At 40.1% G+C, this 3,088-nt stretch carries 5 protein-coding genes and 1 pseudogene; 3 read left to right on the top strand and 3 right to left on the bottom strand.

Going from position 1 to position 3,088, the window contains the following annotated elements; all coding sequences use genetic code 11:
- Window positions 1–241: 241 nt before the first annotated feature.
- Both ACFINU_RS09425 and ACFINU_RS09430 read left to right on the top strand, forming a co-directional pair.
- The gene (locus ACFINU_RS09425; RefSeq protein WP_375618916.1) at window positions 242–553 is read left to right on the top strand and encodes a type II toxin-antitoxin system RelE/ParE family toxin; all 312 of its coding nucleotides are present in this window, start codon (window positions 242–244) and stop codon (window positions 551–553) included.
- Window positions 534–818: an addiction module antidote protein gene (locus ACFINU_RS09430; protein ID WP_375618915.1), complete on the top strand. Its 285-nt coding sequence runs from the start codon at window positions 534–536 to the stop codon at window positions 816–818. Before ACFINU_RS09425 ends, ACFINU_RS09430 begins: the two co-directional genes overlap by 20 nt.
- A gap of 34 nt (window positions 819–852) precedes the next feature.
- On the opposite strand, the gene ACFINU_RS09435 is transcribed toward ACFINU_RS09430, so the two are convergent.
- The 3 genes and pseudogenes from ACFINU_RS09435 to ACFINU_RS09445 form a co-directional block, all read right to left on the bottom strand.
- A complete protein-coding gene (locus ACFINU_RS09435) occupies window positions 853–1,233 on the bottom strand; it encodes a hypothetical protein (protein WP_375618914.1) in 381 nt (126 codons plus the stop codon).
- A gap of 11 nt (window positions 1,234–1,244) precedes the next feature.
- Window positions 1,245–1,625 (bottom strand): hypothetical protein, encoded by a 381-nt coding sequence (locus ACFINU_RS09440; RefSeq protein ID WP_375618913.1) that lies wholly within the window; start codon window positions 1,623–1,625, stop codon window positions 1,245–1,247.
- Window positions 1,626–1,647: 22 nt separating this feature from the next.
- Window positions 1,648–1,779, bottom strand: a pseudogene (locus tag ACFINU_RS09445) (N4-gp56 family major capsid protein); the annotation flags it as partial.
- A 164-nt stretch (window positions 1,780–1,943) separates the two neighbouring features.
- On the opposite strand from ACFINU_RS09445, the gene ACFINU_RS09450 reads away from it, so the two are divergent.
- The coding region (locus tag ACFINU_RS09450) for a tyrosine-type recombinase/integrase (RefSeq protein ID WP_375618912.1) at window positions 1,944–3,088 on the top strand (1,145 nt) is incomplete at its 3' end.

Below are 3,088 nucleotides of genomic sequence, written 5' to 3' on the forward strand. Positions count from 1 at the left end.
AAACGAATAGCTGCAAAAATGCTTTCTTGGATTTGATGAACATACTCATCGGCTATGTCATCAATCTCATCTTGAATAACCGACACTAAGTGCGAAAGTGTTCTCTTATGACGATAAACATCTCGCTTTACAGGTATCGGTCCTCCGGTCTTAACCCGAATATAATGACGTGTCATCAGAATACCTTTCTGTGAAAAATATTGTTATTGACATTACACATTATGTGTATTATAGTGCACCAATGGTAGCTATAATAAAAACAACAGATGAATTTGATGAATGGTTAGAAAAGCTTAAAGACAGAAAAGCTGCCGATATAATTCTTGGAAGACTTCATAGAATTCGTTCAGGACTTTTAGGTGACGTTAAATTTTTTAATGGTATAGGTGAATTGCGTATCCACTATGGGGCTGGGTATCGAGTTTATTTCACAAAAAAAGGCGATAAAATTATTATATTGCTTTGTGGTGGTGATAAATCCACACAATCCAGTGATATTCAAAAAGCCTTATCTCTTTTAAAGGATCTTAAAAATGAAATTGAAAACCTTTAACTTTGAAAAACACCTCACAACACCAGAATCTCAAGAAGTCTTTTTAAATGAAGCCTTCAAAACTGGTGATGCTGCTCATATAGCGGATGCCATTGGTATTGTTGCTCGCTCTCAAAATATGCGTGCTTTAGCAAAAGAAACCAATCGCGAACGTAGTGGATTATACCGTTCTTTAAGCAAAACGGGTGACCCCAAGCTTTCTACTTTAGTCGCTGTCTTATCTGCCCTTAATTTACAACTCTCTGTACAATCTGCTAATTCATAAACTGAGAGGAGTTAATAGATATCTCCTCTCAATTTTAGTGATTGGTTACGAATTCAACGACTATACTTGCTTGACCAGCTTGTACCGTTTTGTCCGCTTTAGCATAGAGAGTAAGTTCTTCATCATAAGGGACAAATTCCTTCTGATTGGTGGGCTTAACTTCTTTTACTGTCTGTTGTTTGATTTCCGCTTCCCCAAACTCAGTCCCTCCAGCAGTGCTGCCTATTTTTACCTTCGTGTCCGAAAATGCTGTCTTAACATATACTTTGATCGAAGTAATCAAAGCACCACGAGGTAGCGTACCTATTCTCATAGCGTTTTCTTTATCTTCATAGCTAAAATTAAGCCGCAAAAAGCTTACCTGCTGCGTATGAAGACTTCTCCCTTGCAAGGGCTGTGGTAAATAATCTGCCATGTCTTATCCCCTCAATGATTTGTCACGAATTGCACAACCACAATACATTCACCAGCATCAGTGGTTTTGTCTCGTGTTGCATAAAGGGTCATCTCCTTATCATCTGCAACAAAAGACTTTTGATCTGTTGGCGTAAAATCTTGCGTGCCTTGGGCTTTGATGTCTTTTTCACTGAACTCATTGCCTCCATAGGTGCTGCCTATCTTCAACTTCGCCTCAGAAAACGCTGTCTTCACAAACGCTTTTATCGAGGTAATTAAAGCACCACGGGGTAATATCCCTATTTTCGTTGTGAGATGCTTATCTTTATGCGAGATATTCAAACGTAAGAAACTCACCTGTTGGGTGTGAAGATTTCTCCCTTGCAAAGGAGGTGGTAATTGATCTGCCATGTCTTGTTTTCCTCCTTAATGATTACGCTGCTGCTTCACCGCTGTAGGTAGGAATAACAATCGTTCCAAAATCTTGCGCTGTCTGCGCACTATTGGGCATTTGGAAACGGGTTTTCTTCATTCCTATCAAGGTCTTGGCGGCAACAACATATTGATTTATAATGATAATCTAGCGTTATTCATATTGAATTAGAATCTCGAATAACGTAGGATTCTCTCATTTCAAATCTATTTATGTTGAATCAATCAAAACCACTCATTTGCACGTCAAAAGCGGGGCTGGCGTGTGGGTAAAATTTATACAAGAAAGGAGTAAAAATGGCTCTTATGAACCGTCTTAATGCAAGATCTGTCGCAACATTGGGGGCTGGCAAATATAATGATGGTGCCGGCTTGCTTCTTCACAAGCGTAAAGATGGAGGTGCTCAATGGCTTTATCGTTATACCATTCACGGACGCCGTCGTGAAATGGGCTTGGGTGCTTTAAGGCATGTTTCTTTAAAACAAGCCCGTGAATGTGCAAACCAATGGCGCTCTGTTTTACGTGAAGGGCGTGATCCCATTAAAGAACGCAATAAACAAAAGCATGAAGCAATGCGTAATCTCCATTACTTAAAAGACATTGCTTTAGATACTTTTGAAAGTCGAAAAGCGGAATTAAAAGGTGATGGTAAAAATGGTAAATGGTTTTCTCCCTTGCGGCTTTACATTCTCCCTAAATTAGGCTGTATGCCCGTTTCTGAGATTACCCAAACAGAGATACGCAATACCCTTGCCCCTATTTGGCATACAAAAGCTGGAACAGCAGAGAAAGCACTGAATCGTCTTAATCTTTGTCTCAAACATGCGGCTGCTTTGGGTTTGAATGTTGATTTACAAGCAGCAGAAAAAGCAAAAGCGCTCTTAGGGAAACAACGTCATAAAACGCAAAATAGACCAGCCATGGATTGGAGAGACATTCCCGCTTTTTATAAAACACTTTGTCAAACAACAGCCCTAACACAACTGGCTTTGCGTTTGCTTATCCTTACAGGGGTTCGTACCAATCCTTTACGTCATATTCATAAGGATCAAGTTGATGGCGATATATGGACAATCCCTGCTGAAAATATGAAAGGAAAACGTGATGCTACAACAGAATTTCGCGTGCCTCTATCAACAGAAGCATTAGACATTTTAAAACAAGCACGCCTTTTATCACGCAATGATTTCTTTTTTTCTGCTAGAGGTCGGGGGCCTCTTAATGAGTGTTCCATGTCACAATATATGAAAAAAAATAAACTTGATGCTTGTCCCCATGGGTTTCGTTCTAGTTTACGTGATTGGCTCGCTGAAACAACCGATGCCCCCTATGAGGTCGCTGAAACTATCCTAGGTCATACGGTTGGCGGTAAAGTAGAGCGTGCCTATCGTCGTACTGACTATTTAGAACAGCGTCGTGTCTATATGGATAAATGGGCGGC

The sequence above is a fragment of the Bartonella sp. AC130YNZD genome, from assembly GCF_042196865.1.
Taxonomy (GTDB): domain Bacteria; phylum Pseudomonadota; class Alphaproteobacteria; order Rhizobiales; family Rhizobiaceae; genus Bartonella.